The sequence below is a fragment of the Pseudomonas sp. B424 genome (assembly GCF_055408345.1).
Window position 1 is genome coordinate 211,529 of record NZ_JBUZTL010000007.1, and the last position, 16,667, is coordinate 228,195.

Annotated in this window: 19 protein-coding genes and 2 pseudogenes; 12 read left to right on the forward strand and 9 right to left on the reverse strand. The window is 58.4% G+C overall.

The window, feature by feature from the left end; all coding sequences use genetic code 11:
• Positions 1 to 7: 7 nt before the first annotated feature.
• The 3 genes from cysT to oscA form a co-directional block, all read right to left on the reverse strand.
• A complete protein-coding gene (gene cysT, locus ACZRMS_RS11370; protein ID WP_048361414.1) occupies positions 8 to 826 on the reverse strand; it encodes a sulfate ABC transporter permease subunit CysT in 819 nt (272 codons plus the stop codon).
• Positions 827 to 916: 90 nt separating this feature from the next.
• Entirely contained in the window at positions 917 to 1,930 is a 1,014-nt protein-coding gene (locus tag ACZRMS_RS11375; protein WP_463995432.1) for a sulfate ABC transporter substrate-binding protein, read from the reverse strand.
• 67 nt (positions 1,931 to 1,997) lie between these two features.
• Positions 1,998 to 2,180 (reverse strand): sulfur starvation response protein OscA, encoded by a 183-nt coding sequence (gene oscA / locus ACZRMS_RS11380; protein ID WP_048361412.1) that lies wholly within the window; start codon positions 2,178 to 2,180, stop codon positions 1,998 to 2,000.
• A 351-nt stretch (positions 2,181 to 2,531) separates the two neighbouring features.
• Here oscA and ACZRMS_RS11385 point away from each other — a divergent pair, with 351 nt between their 5' ends.
• Both ACZRMS_RS11385 and ACZRMS_RS11390 read left to right on the forward strand, forming a co-directional pair.
• Positions 2,532 to 2,780: a TIGR02647 family protein gene (locus tag ACZRMS_RS11385; protein ID WP_048361411.1), complete on the forward strand. Its 249-nt coding sequence runs from the start codon at positions 2,532 to 2,534 to the stop codon at positions 2,778 to 2,780.
• Between the two features lie 159 nt (positions 2,781 to 2,939).
• Positions 2,940 to 4,202: pseudogene (locus tag ACZRMS_RS11390) on the forward strand (class I adenylate cyclase); the annotation flags it as partial.
• A gap of 16 nt (positions 4,203 to 4,218) precedes the next feature.
• Here the strand turns inward: ACZRMS_RS11390 and rnk are convergent.
• The 3 genes from rnk to cyaY form a co-directional block, all read right to left on the reverse strand.
• Positions 4,219 to 4,632 carry a nucleoside diphosphate kinase regulator gene (gene rnk / locus ACZRMS_RS11395; protein WP_463995433.1) on the reverse strand — a complete coding sequence of 138 codons (414 nt, stop codon included), beginning with the start codon at positions 4,630 to 4,632 and terminating at the stop codon, positions 4,219 to 4,221.
• Positions 4,633 to 4,935: 303 nt separating this feature from the next.
• Entirely contained in the window at positions 4,936 to 5,154 is a 219-nt protein-coding gene (locus ACZRMS_RS11400) for a DUF1289 domain-containing protein (RefSeq protein WP_261742526.1), read from the reverse strand.
• Positions 5,151 to 5,483 carry an iron donor protein CyaY gene (gene cyaY / locus ACZRMS_RS11405; RefSeq protein ID WP_463995434.1) on the reverse strand — a complete coding sequence of 111 codons (333 nt, stop codon included), beginning with the start codon at positions 5,481 to 5,483 and terminating at the stop codon, positions 5,151 to 5,153. Before cyaY ends, ACZRMS_RS11400 begins: the two co-directional genes overlap by 4 nt.
• Before the next feature lie 203 nt (positions 5,484 to 5,686).
• Here cyaY and lptM point away from each other — a divergent pair, with 203 nt between their 5' ends.
• From lptM to ACZRMS_RS11435, 6 genes are read left to right on the forward strand one after another with little or no spacing between them, the layout of a single operon-like run.
• A complete protein-coding gene (gene lptM, locus ACZRMS_RS11410) occupies positions 5,687 to 5,842 on the forward strand; it encodes an LPS translocon maturation chaperone LptM (RefSeq protein ID WP_463995435.1) in 156 nt (51 codons plus the stop codon).
• 9 nt (positions 5,843 to 5,851) lie between these two features.
• The gene (gene lysA, locus ACZRMS_RS11415; RefSeq protein WP_463995436.1) at positions 5,852 to 7,099 is read left to right on the forward strand and encodes a diaminopimelate decarboxylase; all 1,248 of its coding nucleotides are present in this window, start codon (positions 5,852 to 5,854) and stop codon (positions 7,097 to 7,099) included.
• A 4-nt stretch (positions 7,100 to 7,103) separates the two neighbouring features.
• A complete protein-coding gene (dapF, locus tag ACZRMS_RS11420; RefSeq protein WP_463995437.1) occupies positions 7,104 to 7,934 on the forward strand; it encodes a diaminopimelate epimerase in 831 nt (276 codons plus the stop codon).
• A 13-nt stretch (positions 7,935 to 7,947) separates the two neighbouring features.
• Positions 7,948 to 8,664, forward strand: a complete 717-nt coding sequence (locus ACZRMS_RS11425; RefSeq protein ID WP_463995438.1) for a DUF484 family protein — start codon at positions 7,948 to 7,950, stop codon at positions 8,662 to 8,664.
• Entirely contained in the window at positions 8,665 to 9,561 is an 897-nt protein-coding gene (xerC, locus tag ACZRMS_RS11430; RefSeq protein ID WP_463995439.1) for a tyrosine recombinase XerC, read from the forward strand.
• Positions 9,558 to 10,247 (forward strand): HAD family hydrolase, encoded by a 690-nt coding sequence (locus tag ACZRMS_RS11435; RefSeq protein ID WP_463995440.1) that lies wholly within the window; start codon positions 9,558 to 9,560, stop codon positions 10,245 to 10,247. The genes xerC and ACZRMS_RS11435 overlap by 4 nt, the downstream gene beginning before the upstream one ends.
• Positions 10,248 to 10,481: 234 nt before the next feature.
• On the opposite strand, the gene sutA is transcribed toward ACZRMS_RS11435, so the two are convergent.
• From sutA to glnK, 3 genes are all read right to left on the reverse strand, one after another.
• Entirely contained in the window at positions 10,482 to 10,808 is a 327-nt protein-coding gene (sutA, locus tag ACZRMS_RS11440) for a transcriptional regulator SutA (RefSeq protein ID WP_048361401.1), read from the reverse strand.
• 481 nt (positions 10,809 to 11,289) lie between these two features.
• On the reverse strand, positions 11,290 to 12,627 hold the full coding sequence (locus ACZRMS_RS11445) for an ammonium transporter (RefSeq protein WP_463995441.1): 1,338 nt from the start codon (positions 12,625 to 12,627) through the stop codon (positions 11,290 to 11,292).
• A 34-nt stretch (positions 12,628 to 12,661) separates the two neighbouring features.
• The gene (glnK, locus tag ACZRMS_RS11450; RefSeq protein ID WP_002555808.1) at positions 12,662 to 13,000 is read right to left on the reverse strand and encodes a P-II family nitrogen regulator; all 339 of its coding nucleotides are present in this window, start codon (positions 12,998 to 13,000) and stop codon (positions 12,662 to 12,664) included.
• 416 nt (positions 13,001 to 13,416) lie between these two features.
• On the opposite strand from glnK, the gene ACZRMS_RS11455 reads away from it, so the two are divergent.
• The 4 genes and pseudogenes from ACZRMS_RS11455 to ACZRMS_RS11470 all read left to right on the forward strand — a co-directional run bounded on the left by ACZRMS_RS11455 (position 13,417) and on the right by ACZRMS_RS11470 (position 16,112).
• Positions 13,417 to 13,677, forward strand: coding sequence for an accessory factor UbiK family protein (locus tag ACZRMS_RS11455; RefSeq protein ID WP_048361399.1), 261 nt, complete (start codon positions 13,417 to 13,419; stop codon positions 13,675 to 13,677).
• A 43-nt stretch (positions 13,678 to 13,720) separates the two neighbouring features.
• A complete protein-coding gene (locus ACZRMS_RS11460) occupies positions 13,721 to 14,143 on the forward strand; it encodes a bleomycin resistance protein (RefSeq protein WP_463995442.1) in 423 nt (140 codons plus the stop codon).
• 225 nt (positions 14,144 to 14,368) lie between these two features.
• A pseudogene (locus tag ACZRMS_RS11465) lies at positions 14,369 to 15,223 on the forward strand (YifB family Mg chelatase-like AAA ATPase); the annotation flags it as partial.
• Between the two features lie 553 nt (positions 15,224 to 15,776).
• Positions 15,777 to 16,112: a hypothetical protein gene (locus ACZRMS_RS11470; RefSeq protein ID WP_153404720.1), complete on the forward strand. Its 336-nt coding sequence runs from the start codon at positions 15,777 to 15,779 to the stop codon at positions 16,110 to 16,112.
• Positions 16,113 to 16,667 lie beyond the last annotated feature (555 nt).

Below are 16,667 nucleotides of genomic sequence, written 5' to 3' on the forward strand. Positions count from 1 at the left end.
GCCTCCTTCACGGTTTTTCGATGCGCCGCTGAATCAAGTTGATGATCAGCAGCAAAATGAAGGAAACCACCAGCATCATCACGCCAATGGCAGTGGCGCCGGTGTAGTCGTACTGGTCCAGCTTGACCATGATCAACAGCGGCAGGATCTCGGTTTTGAACGGCATGTTGCCGGCAATGAAAATCACTGAACCGTACTCGCCGACACCGCGGGCAAAGGCCAGGGCGAAACCGGTCAGCCAGGCGGGCAACAAGGCCGGCACCAGGATGTAGCGGAACACTTGCAGGGGCTTGGCACCCAGGCAGGCGGCGGCTTCTTCGATCTCGCGGGGGATGTCGGCCAGTACCGGCTGCACGGTGCGCACCACAAACGGCAGGGTAACGAAGGTCAGTGCCAGGGTGATGCCCATCGGGGTGTAGGCGATTTTGAAGCCTAGGTCGGCGGCGAACTGGCCGATCCAGCCGTTGGGGGCGTACAGGGCGGTCAGGGCGATACCGGCCACGGCGGTCGGCAGGGCAAACGGCAGGTCGATCATGGCGTCGATGACCTTGCGTCCCGGGAAGGTGTAACGCACCAGAACCCAGGCCAGCACGGTGCCGATGATGCCGTTGATGATGGCGGCGACAAAGGCGGTGCCAAAGCTCAGCTGCAACGCTGACAACACCCGGGGAGCGGTGATGATGGCCCAGAACTGGTCCCAGGTCAGTTGGGCGGCATGCACGAACATTGCCGCCAGTGGAATGAGCACAATCAGGCTGAGATACACCAAGGTGTAGCCCAGCGTCAGCCCGAAGCCGGGTATGACGGGGGAGATACGACGCGACATAAAAGTCCTTGGGTTAACGCACGAGGCCCGCAACCAATTGCGGGCCTGATGTTCTAGCTTTAAGCGTGGCCCAAAGGCCCGCCCCGCAGGTTATTGCGCCTGGTAGATCTGGTCGAACACGCCACCGTCATTAAAAAATTTCGGCTGCGCAGTCTTCCAGCCACCGAAGTCTTTGTCGATAGTCACAAGTTCCAGTTTCGGAAACTGCTGTGCGTATTTGGCCGCTACTGCCGCGTCACGCGGACGGTAGAAGTTCTTCGCCGCGATTTCCTGACCGGCCGGGCTGTAAAGGTGCTCGAGGTACGCTTTGGCGATTTCGGTGTTGCCTTTTTTCTCGGCGTTTTTATCGACTACAGCCACCGGAGGCTCGGCCAGAATTGACAGCGAAGGCACGACGATATCGAACTTGTCACCGCCGCCGTCTTCCTTGAGTGCCAGGAACGCTTCGTTTTCCCAGGCCAGCAACACGTCACCCTGACCGTTGTTGACGAAGGTAATGGTCGAACCCCGTGCGCCGGTGTCCAGCACTGGCACGTGTTTGAACAGGCTTCTTACGTATTCTTTGGCTTTTTCTTCGTTACCGCCGTTGGCCTTGAGGCCGTAAGCGTAGGCTGCAAGGAAGTTCCAGCGGGCGCCGCCACTGGTTTTAGGGTTCGGGGTAATCACCGATACGCCGTCTTTGGTCAGGTCGCCCCAGTCCTTGATGCCTTTAGGGTTGCCCTTGCGCACCAGGAACACGATGGTCGAGGTGTATGGGGTGCTGGCGTCCGGCAGGCGGGTTTGCCAGTTTTCCGGGAGTGAGCCTTTGTTCAGCTTGGCGATTTCGTCGATGTCACCGGCCAGGGCCAGGGTCACGACGTCTGCGCGCAGGCCGTCGATTACGCCGCGAGCCTGTTTGCCCGAGCCACCGTGGGATTGCTGGATTTTGACGTTGTCACCGGGGTGGCTGGCTTTCCAGAAGTTGGTGAACTCAGTGTTGTAATCCTGGTACAGCTCACGGGTAGGATCGTAGGAAACGTTGAGCAATTCGTAATCTTTTGCCACAGCGGAGCCAGCAAAAATGGCACTGGCCAGCGCGGCCAAAGCGTAACGGCGTAGGGACATAGGTGAGGCTCCAAGCGGGTATTTTTAGTTTTTATAAGCGCCTTCAGGCGAGTGCGCTGTGTGCAAGTCAGCTGCTTTTTTGACTCGGGTTTTGCAGCCGGAATTTCTCTTTGCGTTCGATCTGAACCACTTGAGCGTTATGCACCGTGATTTCAACGGCACCAAAGCGCAGGTCCCGCAGCGCACTCTGGATTTCCCGCAGAATGGTTGCTTCGTCCTGGCCGTCAACGCTACGTAGAGATGCGCTCATGGTGCTGCTCCTGAAAATATGGGGTGCCTGCTGGCGTAGGGCCAATAGTAGTGAGGAGCGGATATTCTTAAAAATACTATTTAAGAATGTTTATATAACTGAAAAGTCATACCGATCCCGCGACCAGCAAAAACCTGTAGATACTCTGTTGCCGGGCAGATATCCCCAGTGGGAGCGAGCCTGCTCGCGAAGGCCGTTCGCGAGCAGGCTCGCTCCCACAGTTGGACTACACTCCAAATGCCCTATCACGACAGGCTGTTTTATAAAGGTAGGAACTGTCACTGGACAGTCAGCGTCAGTGGGATCACCTTAGAGCAGCTGTCGTCTTTTCCTGCATAGTCTGGAGTCTTTATGTCGTTTACCCCTGAGTTGGTTGCCGAACTGGAAGTCCTTGCACTGTTTGACTTGGAAAGTACCCTTGAGGGCCTGAAAATCCATCAACATGCCGCGCCAGAGAAAGTGGCTGCCGCACGCCGTCTGTATGACAAAAAGCTGATTGATCAGCCCGATGGAGGCTATCTGACCAGCCTGGGCCGTGATGCTGCCCAGAGTGTTCAAGTGCTGCTGACGATTCTCGTCGAATCCACAGAAACCGCCTGATGTCACGCCGCGCCCTCGGGATCTGAGTGTTCAACGATTCCGCGGGCACATTTTTTTAGCCTCGTAAAAAATCTGCTGACGAAAAGCGTTTTCGTCCTAAGCCTTTCATACGGCTGTCTGTAGACTCCTACCTTCTTTTTCTCGCGTGCCGAGCTTGAAATGACGCGCCCTCCTGCAACACCTTCCACGCTGAGCGAGGGAATCGAGCGACAGGTGCTCCAGCAGTTGCGTGGACGGTTTTTGACCGTCAACCAGGGGCGTCTGGCCCGTGCGATGGAAGGCCTGGCGCCACGCCAGCAACGGTTGCTGAGCTTGTTGGCGCTGTTCTTTCATGTGAATCACCCGTTGCTGCCCGGTTATGTGTCGGACTGCACCCCGGCCGGAGTGTCAGGTTATGAACCCGATGCGCCCACGCTCGCGGCAGCGCGGCAGCTGGTCCCCGACTTTTCTTTCGATACGTGCAGCTCCAGCCTGCCGGAGCCGGTGCACGGGCTTTTTTTGATGGGCAGCCTCGGTACCCTGGCCCAGACCGATCAAAGCGACATGGACGTGTGGATTTGCCTCGCCCCGGGGCTGGGCGACATTGCTTTGGCGGCACTGCGCAAAAAATGCCGGCGCCTGGAGGCCTGGGCGGCGAGCCAGGGCGGTGAGGCGCACTTCTTTCTGATTGATGCGCAGCGCTTCGCCCAGGGTGAAGCGGACGCACGTTTGCACACGGACAATGGCGGGGCGCCAAGGCACATGCTGTTGCTCGATGAGTTTTATCGCACGGCCATCTGGCTCGCGGGGCACACGCCGATGTGGTGGTGGGTGCCGGCGCATGAGGAGGCCCGGTACGACGAGTTTGCCGGCATGCTGCTGACCCGCCAGGTGATTGGCTGCCACGAGAGCATTGACCTTGGGCATCTGGCGCACATCACCCCTGGCGAGCTGCTGGGCGCGGGGCTGTGGCAATTGTTCAAGGGCATGGAGTCACCGTACAAGTCGGTACTCAAGCTGTTGCTGATTGAGGTATATGCCAGCGAACACCCGCGGGTGAGCTGTCTGAGTCTGTGCTTCAAGCAGGCGGTGTACGCCAACCAGCTGGACCTCGATGAACTGGACCCCTACGTGGTGGTGTACCGGCGCATCGAGCGTTACCTCGAAGCGCGCGGTGATCGGCAGCGACTGGAGCTGGTCCGCCGCAGCCTGTACCTGAAGGTCAACCACAAGCTGACCGGTAGCGTGGCGGCACAGGGCATGCAATGGCAGCGTCGGCTACTGCAGCGATTGACCGCCGAATGGGGCTGGGATGAGCATCACCTGGCGATGCTCGACAATCGCTCGCAGTGGGCTGCGCAGCAGGTCAGCCATGAGCGCCGGGCCCTGGCTCGTGAGCTGAGTGTCAGCTATCGGTCCCTGAGTCAGTTTGCCCGTGACGAGCTGCCATCAGGCGATCTTAAGCACTGAAGTCGCTGGCGGCTTTTGGCTGGTATTCCACTTCAAGCAATTCGAGCTTGAGGGTCTTGCCGCCCGGCGCAGGCCAGTTGATGTGCTGACCGACTTGCAGGCCCAGCAGCGCGCTGCCGACTGGTGCCAGAATCGAAATCTTGCCTTCGTCGGCGTTGGCGTCTTTCGGGTACACCAGTGTCAGACGGTAGTCCTTGCCACTGCTCTCTTCGCGGCAATGCACACGCGAGTTCATGGTCACAACGCCTGCAGGCACGTCTTCGTGGCCGACGATGGTTTCGGCGCGATCGAGCTCGGCCTGCAGGGCAGCAATGCCAGGAGTCGTTTCTGGCAAGCTGTCAATGAGGTGCTCCAGACGCTGAACGTCCAGGCGGGTAAGAATGAGTGGGGTTGGGGTGCTCATGACCTGGCAGACTCCTTTTTTCTGCACGAAAAAGCAAAACCCCGCCGGAAAATGGCGGGGTTTTGACGAACCTCGTTAGTGCGAGGCGTATCCGGACACTACCACAGCAAAATAAATACACAAGCCATGTGGGGTTTTGCTGTTTGCCCCTGAACGGATTGCAACGGGAGATTATTCGTAGCAGCTGCAGCAGGCTGCGATCGGCGACGCAGTGGTCGTAAAGTCAGGTTGCGCGGTGTGTCAGTTGAGCAAAGGACTGAGGTTTACGATTGCTGCGCAATCGGACGCAGCCTGCGGCAGTTGCTACGGGAGCATCTGCCGCAGTTGCGCCTGTTCACAGATTACACGTCGCCGCTGGTCGTCTGCCGAGCGCCACTCGCGGATATCTTCGACGTGGCGAAAACAGCCCAGGCAGACTTTGTGCTCATCCAGCCGGCAGGTGCTGATACATGGGGACGGCACTGCCGGGCTGACGTTGCTGTAGAGCGGTTTTGCGGGTTTAACAGGAGCGGTCACTATCAGATCTCTTCAAATTCCAGCTCGGCGCCAGCGTGTTCCAGGGTCAGGCGCTGAACCATTTCGCTGAGCAACTCGTCGGTTTTATCGCACTTCCACGAACTGCGCTTTTCATCGTAGTCAAAGTGGAAACCGCCATTGGGAGCGGCCAGCCAGAGCTGAAGCACGGGGGCTTGGCGGCTGAAGATCAGGGCTTTGCCATTCTCAAACTTGACCGTCAGGATTCCGGCGGAATTTTCCACATCTACGTCCAGATCACAGTCGTCGAAGATGTCTTCCAGATTTTCCTGGGTGGCATCGACCAGATCGTGAAAACGGGCTTCAGTCAAACTCATGGTGGAACCTCGTAATGTCTAGTCATGCTCGGAGCTCGCAAGATACGGGCGCTCCAGGCCGATTGCAAACCCCATGACACCTGCCGCCAACCACTACTGATTATCCACACAGGGCCTTGCGCGCGGCGCGTTCTGCTGCATAGGCAAGCTGGTAGGCGCTGGGTATACTCGGGCGCAATTAATACTTTTCAAAGGATTTCGCCATGAAGCGCCTGATCTCTTCTATTGCTGCGCTCCTCGCGGTCGCCTGCCTTGTTTCTGCCTGTGGTCAAAAAGGACCGCTGTATCTGCCCGATGACAGCAAATCCCCGGAAGACCAAGCGAAGTCGTCGCAATCGCAATCGCACAAGCACCAATAAGGGAACACCATGGACGCTTTTAATTACCGGGACGGCGAGCTGTTCGCCGAAGGTGTTGCGCTGACGGCCATTGCCGAGCGTTTTGGCACGCCGACCTATGTGTATTCCCGTGCGCACATCGAGGCGCAATACAACGCTTTCGCCGATGCCCTGAACGGCGTGCCGCACCTGGTGTGTTTCGCGGTCAAGGCCAACTCCAACCTGGGTGTGCTCAATGTCCTGGCGCGTTTGGGCGCCGGTTTTGACATCGTGTCCCGTGGCGAGCTGGAACGTGTGCTGGCCGCTGGCGGCTCGGCTGACAAGATCGTGTTCTCCGGTGTGGGCAAAACCCGTGACGACATGCGTCGCGCCCTGGAAGTGGGCGTGCACTGCTTCAACGTCGAGTCCACCGAAGAGCTTGAGCGCCTGCAGATTGTGGCCGCCGAAATGGGCGTTCGCGCGCCGGTCTCGCTGCGGGTCAACCCGGACGTCGATGCGGGCACGCACCCGTACATTTCCACCGGCCTGAAGGAAAACAAGTTCGGTATCGCCATCGCTGACGCCGAAGATGTGTACATCCGCGCCGCACAATTGCCGAACCTGGAAGTGGTTGGCGTCGATTGCCATATCGGCTCGCAACTGACCACCCTCGAACCTTTCATCGATGCGCTCGACCGCCTGCTGGCGCTGATCGACCGTCTGAGCGATTGCGGCATTTACCTGCGCCATATCGATCTGGGTGGTGGTTTGGGCGTGCGTTATCGCGACGAAGAGCCGCCGTTGGCCGGCGATTACATCAAGGCCGTGCGCGAGCGCATTGACGGTCGCGACCTGGCGCTGGTGTTCGAGCCCGGCCGCTTTATCGTGGCCAATGCGGGCGTGCTGCTGACCCGGGTCGAGTACCTCAAGCACACCGAACACAAGGATTTCGCCATCGTCGATGCGGCGATGAACGACCTGATCCGCCCTGCGTTGTACCAGGCCTGGATGGACGTGACCGCGGTTCGCCCGCGTGACACCGAAGCCCGTGCTTACGATATCGTCGGCCCGATCTGCGAAACCGGCGACTTCCTGGCCAAGGACCGCCAACTGGCCTTGGCCGAAGGCGATCTGCTGGCGGTGCACTCGGCTGGCGCGTATGGCTTTGTCATGAGTTCGAACTACAACACCCGTGGCCGCGCTGCCGAAGTTCTGGTGGATGGCGACCAAGCATTTGAAGTGCGTCGTCGCGAGACCGTAGCCGAGTTGTTTGCTGGCGAAAGCCTGCTGGCGGAGTAAACCCATGTTGCTGCGTTTTACTAAAATGCACGGCCTGGGCAATGACTTCATGGTTCTCGACCTGGTCAGCCAGCACGCGCATATCCTGCCCAAGCATGCCAAGCAATGGGGTGATCGGCACACGGGTGTCGGTTTTGATCAACTGCTGCTGGTTGAGGCACCGAGCAACCCGGAGGTGGATTTCCGTTACCGGATCTTCAACTCCGACGGTTCCGAAGTTGAGCAATGCGGCAACGGTGCGCGCTGTTTTGCGCGCTTCGTGCTCGACAAACGCTTGACCACCAAGCGCCAGTTCAAGGTCGAAACCAAAGGCGGCATCATCGAACTGAACGTGCGCAGCGATGGGCAAATCAGCGTCGACATGGGCCCGCCGCGTCTGATTCCTGCCGAGATTCCGTTTGTGGCCGATGCCCAGGCGTTGAGCTATGAGCTGGATGTCGACGGGCAGACCGTTGAGTTGGCGGCCGTGTCGATGGGCAACCCCCATGCGGTGCTGCGCGTCGACGATATCAACGCCGCGCCGGTGCATGAGCTGGGACCAAAAATTGAACATCACCCGCGCTTCCCGGCACGGGTCAATGTCGGTTTTCTTCACGTAATTGATCGCCAGCGCGGGCAACTGCGGGTCTGGGAACGTGGCGCCGGGGAAACCCAGGCCTGCGGTACCGGCGCGTGTGCCGCTGCTGTGGCCGCCATCAGCCTGGGCTGGATGGACTCGCCGCTGATCCTGGATTTGCCCGGTGGCCGTTTGTCCATCGAATGGGCCGGTCCAGGCCATTCGGTGATCATGACCGGCCCGGCGATGCGTGTTTACGAAGGACAAGTCCGTTTATGAGCGAGCGCAACCGATGACCGACAAGACGCAGCCCTTGGAACTCGACGCATCTGTGGATAACTCGCAGGCAGACACTGTTGCGGCCTACCTGCAGGCGCATCCGGACTTCTTCAACCAGCGCGATGAGCTGTTGCTGTCGCTGCGCATTCCACACCAGCGCGGCGACACGATCTCGCTGGTGGAGCGCCAGCTGGAGCTGTTGCGTGGTCGTAACATCGAGATGCGTCATCGGTTGTCCCAGTTGATGGACGTGGCCCGCGACAACGACCGCCTGTTCGAGAAAACCCGGCGCCTCAACCTCGCCTTGATGGACGCTACCAGCCTTGATGAACTGGTGATTGCCGTCGAAGACAGCTTGCGCCAGGACTTTCAGGTCCCCTTCGTCAGCCTTGTGCTGTTTGGCGACAACCCGATGCCGGTCGGCCGCTGGGTCAACAGTGCCGAGGCGCAACGCGCGCTGGGTGGTTTGCTGACGGAAGGCAAAGCGGTCAGCGGCAGCCTGCGCGAGCATGAGCTGGACTTCCTGTTTGGCGAAGAGCAGCGCAAGCAGATCGGTTCGACGGCCGTGGTGGCGCTCAACCATCTGGGTTTGCACGGCGTACTGGCGATTGCCAGTCGCGACCCGCAGCACTACAAGAGCTCGGTGGGCAGCCTGTTCCTGGGTTATGTCGCCGAAGTTCTGGGCCGGATGCTGCCGCGCTTTACCAACGCCCTGCGTTCGGTACGTTAGATGCAAGGTCAGCTGGACGCTTACTGCATTCACCTGCGCAGTGAGCGCCAGGTGTCGCCCCATACGCTGGAGGCTTACCGCCGCGACCTGAACAAGGTGCTGGGGTTTTGCGCCAAAGAATCAATCACCAGCTGGACTGCGCTGGATATCCAGCGCCTGCGCCAGCTGGTGTCACGTCTGCATCAGCAAGGGCAATCATCGCGCAGCATTGCGCGTTTGCTCTCGGCGGTGCGCGGGCTTTATCACTATCTCAATCGCGAAGGTTTGTGCGACCACGACCCGGCCAACGGCCTGGCCCCGCCCAAAGGTGAGCGTCGCCTGCCCAAAACCCTGGATACCGACCGTGCCCTGCAATTGCTGGAGGGTGCCATTGAGGACGACTTTATGGCCCAGCGCGATCAGGCCATTCTGGAGTTGTTCTACTCCTCGGGGCTGCGCCTTTCGGAGCTGACCGGGCTCAATCTGGAGCAACTGGACCTGGCAGACGGGCTGGTGGAAGTGCTCGGCAAGGGCAGCAAGACCCGCGTGCTGCCTGTGGGCAAGAAGGCCCGGGAGGCGCTGCAGGCGTGGTTGCCCTTGCGGGCTCTGGCCAACCCCGAGGACGACGCCGTGTTCGTCAGCCAGCGCGGCAGGCGTCTTGGGCCGCGAGCCATTCAACTGCGGGTCAAGGCAGCCGGAGAGCGCGAGCTGGGGCAGAACCTGCACCCGCACATGCTGCGCCATTCATTTGCCAGCCATCTGCTGGAGTCCTCCCAGGATTTGCGCGCCGTGCAAGAGTTGCTGGGGCATGCGGACATCAAAACTACGCAAATCTATACTCATCTGGACTTCCAGCATCTGGCATCGGTCTACGACAGTGCCCACCCACGGGCCAAACGCAGTAAGGACAGTGAATGACGATTGAGCTGATTACCTTCGACCTGGACGACACCCTGTGGGATACCGCACCGGTGATCGTGAGTGCCGAAGCGGTGCTGCGCGAATGGCTGGTTGTTAATGCACCAAAAGTGGGCGCTTTAGACGTTGAGGCATTTCAGGCCGTTCGCCAGCAGGTCTTGAGTGACGAGCCGCAACTGCGGCACCGGATCAGTGCGCTGCGCCGGCAGATCCTGTTTCATGCCCTGCAGGGGGCGGGTTACGTGAATGCTGCCAGCCTGGCCGATGATGCATTTGCCGTGTTCATCGAGGCGCGCCACGCCCTGGAAGTGTTCCCGCAGGTCGAGCCGATGCTGATCACCCTGGCCCGGGATTACGCCTTGGGGGTGGTCACCAACGGCAATGCCGATGTACGGCGAATCGGTCTGGGGCATCACTTCAAGTTTGTGTTGTGTGCCGAAGATATCGGCATCGCCAAGCCGGATGTGCGGTTGTTTCATGAGGCACTGGTGCGTGGTGGGGTGGCAGCGGGTTCGGCGGTGCATGTGGGCGATCATCCGGGCGACGATATCGCCGGTGCCCAGCAGGCGGGTTTGCGCGCGGTGTGGTTCAACCCGGGCGGCAAACACTGGGACGGCGACAAGGCCCCGGACGCCGAGATTGGCTGCTTGAGTGAGTTGCCGGCGGTGTTGAAAGCTCTCGGTTAGAGCCAACAACCATCGTGTAGCCGCTGATGAGCAGCGCGAGGCTGCGTAGCAGTCGTAAACCCTGAGTACTCATTTGCCCTGAAACACCGGGGTGTCCGATCTTCGACGGCTTCGTCGGGGTGCCGCATCACGCCGATCGCAGCTTTTGTTCCTCCAGGTTTCTACAAGATTCCCATCACCCACAAAAAAACCCGCAGCGACGGCGGGTTTTTTCTTCAAGCGAACAAGCTGCCCTTAGATAGGGCGGCTGCCGTACTTGTTGTCAGGCTTCTTGGGTGGGTCAGCCACCACGTTGGCCTCAACTTCCTGCACCTTGCCGCCTTTGGACAAAAACTCTTCCATGGCGCGAGCCAGAGCATCACGCTCCTTGTTTTTGGCTTCTACACTGGGCAGGTCATCAACCGACACCGCAGCCTTGGATTTGCCTTTGGCCGCAGGGGCCGGCGCATCTTCGCCACCGTCGTCGTCAGCAACGTCCTCAGCGGCCGTTTCCAGGCCCTCTTCGGTATCGTCGTCTTCGCCTACTTCGAGGTCATCATTTTCCAGATCATCGTCGCTCATGTTCTACCCCATGACATACGTAAAGCAGATTAGTTATAGACCAGCTGGGCCAACTGTCGACCACCGCTGGTGAAAAAGTAGCCTTGGGCAAACCGCGGCTCACGCCTCTTCATCGTTGTAACGCGAAGAGGGCTTGGTGAACACCGCCATTATCACGGTGTTCGCCTGAATAAACACCTTGCCAGGCGCCCAGTGCCAGATGCTCCAGCAGCACGGGACACGGGCCTTGAAAGCGTCGGGAGATCATCCTCGCCTTCGTCGTACTCGAGCATTGTTTTCTGCCCTTCGGCGCGCATTCTAGCGTGCTGAAGAAAAAAGCAAAGCGGCTAATAGTCGAGTTGCGCTGCAAGTGACTGTCGCATAAACAAGCGTAGAACTTGTCGGCCCCTGTAACGCGTAGGAGAAATCATTTCATTGGCGTGAATATCGTCTTGTTACAGGCAAAAAAAAACCCGGCAGGCCGGGTTTTTTTTAGGGGTAGTTACAGGTTATAGCCACGTTCGTTGTGTTGGGCCAGATCGAGGCCGACAGCCTCTTCCTCTTCAGCCACACGCAGACCCATCACGGCATCCAGTACCTTGAGAATGATGAAGGTCACAATCGCGGTGTAGATCACAGTGAAGGCGACGCCTTTGAACTGGATCCAGACCTGGGCTGCGATGTCGGTCACGGTGCCGAAGCCGCCCAGTGCCGGGGCTGCAAATACACCGGTGAGAAGAGCGCCGACGATGCCGCCGATGCCGTGTACGCCGAATGCATCCAGCGAGTCGTCATAGCCCAGCTTGCGCTTGAGGCTGGTGGCGCAGAAGAAACAGATGACACCCGCCGACAGGCCGATCACGATCGAGCCCATCGGGCCTACGGTGCCTGCAGCCGGAGTGATGGCTACCAGACCTGCAACCACGCCCGAGGCGATGCCCAGCGCGCTTGGTTTGCCGTGGGTGATCCACTCGGCAAACATCCAGCCCAGTGCGGCAGCGGCAGTTGCGATCTGAGTCACCAGCATCGCCATGCCGGCGGTGCCGTTGGCGGCAGCGGCCGAACCTGCGTTAAAGCCGAACCAGCCGATCCACAGCATGGCTGCGCCCACCAGGGTGTAACCCAGGTTATGCGGGGCCATCGGGGTGCTTGGGTAGCCTTTACGCTTGCCGAGCACGATGCACGCCACCAGGCCTGCGATACCGGCGTTGATGTGGACCACGGTGCCGCCTGCGAAGTCGAGTACGCCCCAATCCCACAGCAGGCCGCCGTTGCCGCTCCACACCATGTGCGCAATCGGCGCATAGACCAGGGTGAACCACACACCCATGAAGATCAGCATGGCCGAGAACTTCATGCGTTCGGCAAAGGCGCCGACGATCAGTGCCGGGGTGATGATGGCGAAGGTCATCTGGAAGGTGATGAACACGGCTTCCGGGAACAACGCGGTGGATGAGGTCAGGCTTGCCGGCGTTACACCCGCCAGGAAGGCTTTGCTGAACCCGCCGATGAACGAATTGAAGTTGGTGACGCCCTGCTCCATGCCAGTGGTGTCGAACGTGATGCTGTAGCCATAAATGACCCACAGGATGCTGATCAGACCGGTAATGGCGAAGCACTGCATCATCACGGAAAGAATGTTTTTGGAGCGCACCATGCCGCCGTAGAACAGCGCCAGGCCGGGAATGGTCATAAACAGCACCAAAGCGGTTGCAGTCAGCATCCAGGCGGTATCGCCGGAGTTGAGGACTGGAGCAGCCACTTCGTCTGCCGCCATGGCCAGGCCAGGCATTACGACGGACAGCAGGGCTCCGAGCCCTGCGATTTTACGCAGAGTCATAGTGTTTTCTCCTGGGGCGTTGGGGTTTGGCGGCTTAGATTGCGTCGGTATCGGTTTCGCCGGTACGGATGCGAATAGCCTGTTCCAGATTGACCACGAAAATCTTGCCGTCACCAATCTTGCCGGTGTTGGCTGCCTTGGTTATCGCCTCGATAACCCGATCAAGATCCTTGTCGTCGATGGCGACATCAATCTTCACCTTTGGCAGAAAATCGACCACGTATTCCGCGCCGCGATACAGCTCGGTGTGACCCTTCTGCCGGCCGAAGCCTTTAACCTCAGTAACGGTAATGCCTTGTACGCCGATTTCGGACAGCGACTCGCGCACGTCGTCTAACTTGAACGGCTTGATAATGGCGGTGACTAGCTTCATGAAACTTCTCCCGAATTGGTGGACTTGCCCCAGGAAAACAAACCCGGCTCAAGTCTAAGCGCAGTGTCTGGCTTTGTAACGCGTCGTTAGCCTTCTTCAGGCTGCACAACGTGCGTAAATCGCTGGTGACGAAAACACTCCTTGAACCACCTGCCGCACTGCCTTCGTCACAGCTGCTGCATCAGTGCATGAGTCATGTACGACTAAGCAGAAACCTTGCCATGTCTGGAAAAGTCAGCAATTACAGAGATTTATGGGAAGTTGATGGCTTTTGGCCTGATTTTCCGGGGTATTTGTGCTCGAAGATGGTGCATGGCCGGCACAGGGGGTGCGCGAAAAATGTGCAGAAGCCCGCCGGCAATGAGCCCTGATACCCCGTGATACACTCGGCGCCATCAGTTTTAAGGACCTTACCCATGCTCGCGCCCAAAGACCTTCTCGACGCCCTTGGTGGCCACGCTTCACGCTTGTTCAGCGGCGAAACCGCGCTGCCGCGCAACGAAATCGAAAGCCAGTTCAAAGCCTTGCTGCAAAGTGGCTTCAGCAAACTGGACCTGGTGAGCCGCGAAGAATTCGACAGCCAGATGGTGGTCCTGGCCCGCACCCGTGCGCGCCTCGAAAGCCTGGAGGCCAAAGTGGCCGAGCTGGAAGCCAGGCTGTTGCCGCCGACCGAGTAATGCTCAACGGCGGTGCGTATCACAAAAACAAGGACGTTTTCACATGCTGGTCATGAACCCTTTGGTGCCCGAGATGATCGCCTCGGATCTTGCCCGCAGCTTGCACTACTACTGTGAGGTGCTCGGCTTCAAGATCGAGTACCAGCGGCCCGAGCATCATTTTGCGTTTTTATCGTTCCATGGCAGCCAGTTGATGCTGGAGCAGGACGACCTTGAAGAGTCGTCCTGGCGTGTCGGCCCACTGGAGCCGCCGTTCGGTCGCGGCATGAACCTCTCGATCAAGTGCCCGCACGCCCCGGGCCTGATTGGCCGCCTTGAAGCGGCAGGCCACACCTTGCGCAAACCCCTCGAAGAACGCTGGTATCGCAGCAACGACGTGCTGTTTGGCGAGCGCAACTTTTTGGTGCTCGACCCGGATGGCTACTTGTTACGCTTTGCCGAGGACCTGGGGACCAAAGCGCTATAGGACATGTGCAGAAAAATCAGCCAGCCCCCAGTAATTCCTGCAGGTGCTGGCTTGCCAGCGATGGCATCGCTTCGCACCGTCAGATGAATCAAGTTTCCTGTATCGCGAACAAGCTCGGAATCCCCAGTGTTTTGCGTACCCATTCACATCCCGTATCCATTCCCCCCCTGACCTTGGTCGACGACTCGCGCAGGATGCATTTTTTGCAAACTCAAGGAATGAGTCATGGCTCTGGCTATCGTTTACAGCCGCGCCCAGGTCGGCGTGGAGGCGCCAGCGGTTACGGTCGAAGCGCATCTGGCCAATGGGTTGCCGGCGTTAACCCTGGTCGGGTTGCCCGAAACTGCGGTCAAGGAAAGCAAGGACCGGGTGCGCAGCGCGATTCTTAATTGCGCGCTTGATTTCCCGGCCCGGCGTATCACTCTCAATCTCGCACCCGCCGATCTGCCCAAGGACGGCGGGCGCTTTGATGTGGCCATTGCTCTGGGCATTCTGGCCGCCAGCGGGCAATTGCCTGCTGCGGCGCTGGAACAGGTGGAGTGTCTGGGTGAGTTGGCCCTGTCGGGCGCGATCCGGCCCGTTCAGGGCGTGTTGCCTGCCGCACTGGCGGCGCGGGCGGCGGGCCGGACCCTGGTGGTGCCGCTGGCCAATGCCGAAGAGGCTTGCCTGGCATGCGGGTTGCGGGTGATCGCGGTCGAACATCTGTTGCAGGTGGTGGCGCATTTCGCCGGGCGCTCGGTGATCGAGCCCTATGTCGCCAGCGGATTGCTGCACGTGGTCAAGCCCTACCCCGACTTGAGCGATGTCCAGGGTCAGCTTTCAGCCAAGCGGGCGCTGTTGATCGCCGCAGCTGGCGGCCATAATTTATTGTTCACCGGCCCGCCCGGCACCGGCAAAACCCTGCTGGCCAGCCGGCTGCCCGGCTTGTTGCCGCCACTCAACGAGCAAGAGGCGCTGGAAGTGGCGGCCATCCAGTCGGTGGCCAGTCATGTGCCGTTGAGTTGCTGGCCACAGCGCCCTTTTCGCCAGCCGCACCATTCTGCCTCCGGCCCGGCATTGGTGGGCGGCGGTGTAAAACCTATTGATAAATGCAAATGCACACCAAAGCATGATAATTTCTATTTTTATCTGATAATGAAGCTTTGGAAGCGACGTGAATTTTATCCCCCAGCTAGCCGACGACCCCCGCATCTGGGAAATCCTCGGGATCAGAGAAGTAAGCTGTATTGATGAAGATCCGTCTGCGCTTTCCCTGCAGTTTTTCTGCTTTTGTGATGAGAATCCTCCGCCGCGAGCCAAGCAACACGTCCGCGTGCTGAATCTTCCTATAGCCGCCATCAAGCATGTGAAACCCGGCTCTCGTTGGAAAAACGGGGAAAGAGCAACAGGGGTGCTCAGATGGTGCAAGACACGTCCAGTAAACCCGTCTCAGGCGAAACTGGTTCTCTGTCGGCGGCCTCACTCTACAGAGGATGTAATAAAAAAAATTTCCCGCGCAAAAGATCCCCACCTCTCGTTTACGAAACTCATTAATCACATATTTTACAAAGGTTCTCACTACTCAGTTCGAATACCATGCTCAGAACTGATCAGACATTTCTTATTTCCCACGCTGCGGTTTGGGGCATCAGTCATGACGGGGAAGTTTGACGAATATGTCGGGATTAACAAAACAGAACCTAATACCCTCCAGCGCAGCGCAACTAAACGAGAGAAGATGACGACAAAATACTTGAGCTCCTCTGCTGAAGGCCTAAGAGCTGTGCGGCACCCCTTCAAAACGCTTCAAATGTCATATATTAATAGAATGGCAACTCGTAATTACTTTCCGATTCTCTTGTCTGCCGTTATCCCCGCTGCTGGCTATATCGATATTCGAATGAGCGTGATTGGAGGTACTACTGACGATACCGTCGCCGTGCAATTACATGGAAGCACAGGGGGACTTTCACGCTATTACAATGGATGAAACTCGTGGTAAAAGCTGCTTGGGTAATTGCACAGACTTACCCTCCGACCACCGAAGTGTAGGAGGACTTATTGGTTCCTTCTTGTGTTAGGAGCTTCTCGGGGAGCTCGGAGACGACATCCCAGGTTTAAAAGTGGCGTTAGTGGCTCCACAGTTCAAAAAATTAATCTGGCCGTAAGGAAAAGAAATCTTTCACTTAAGGGCTTAAAACAATGTTAAAGGAAAGAAATATTCCCCTTGCACGACCAGTGTACCGAGCGTGAAGTCTGTATGACGGTAAGCGGATGGTGAACTCACCTACCGAATCGCCCTCATGGCTGGGATCAAGTAGGTGAGTGGTGGTTGTACGAAACCTTGCTCTGAAACGATGCATTCGATCCCGCGGCAGTTTCATACGGCTTTTTCCTTAAGGGTTAGTGGATACAACCCGAGAGGTTCCGACGGCGCATTAAGCTGTAGGCTGCCGGTATGACAAACAGGGAAAGCAAGGGAGCTGTGACCATCCCGCCGACCATTGGCGCGGCGATGCGACTCATCACTTCACTGCCGGTTCCG